At 62.4% G+C, this 566-nt stretch carries 1 protein-coding gene; it reads right to left on the reverse strand.

What is annotated here, in order from left to right; translation table 11 throughout:
• A partial coding sequence (locus tag EOA60_RS36460) for a transcriptional regulator (protein WP_164899947.1) occupies nt 1-415 on the reverse strand: 415 nt, incomplete at its 3' end.
• Nucleotides 416-566: the final 151 nt, after the last annotated feature.

Raw genomic sequence — 566 nt, forward strand, 5'->3', positions numbered from 1 at the left:
GATACTGCTGGTCCGGATCGCCGCCCGAGTTGACAAAGGGCAGCACCGCGATCGACGGCTTGCCGGGCGGTGGGATCGCTCCGTAGGACGCGCTCGCCACCGGCTCGACAGTCCCCGTGAAGCGGTACCCGAGGCGAGGCACTGTGGCGATCCACTCACCGCCGTTATCAGCCGGACCGAGTGCCTTTCTCAGCGTCGCGATTTGGACGGTAAGGTTGCCTTCCTCAACGGCGGTGCCCGGCCAGGCAGCGTCCATCAGCTCGGCCTTCGTCAGGATCTCACCGGGCCGTGCGGTAAGCGCAGCAAGCAGCGTCAGCCCACGATGCCCAACAGTGATCGGGATCTGGTCTTTAAGAAGCGTCCCCATGTCGGGATCGAGCACGAACGGACCGAAGGCGATGCGACACCGCTGCATTTGGGCATATTAGACGTTTGGAAGTTGTCGGAACAGGCACCCCCTAAATTCCCGGGCCAAACTCTCCATTCTTCCTAGGTGGTAGTGCTGAAAGACGTCGCGGGTCTCGTCGCCGTCTGGTGTTTGCGTCGGCACTTACGCTACTTGCTGC

The organism is Mesorhizobium sp. M1A.F.Ca.IN.020.06.1.1, assembly GCF_004023265.1.
Lineage (GTDB): Bacteria > Pseudomonadota > Alphaproteobacteria > Rhizobiales > Rhizobiaceae > Mesorhizobium.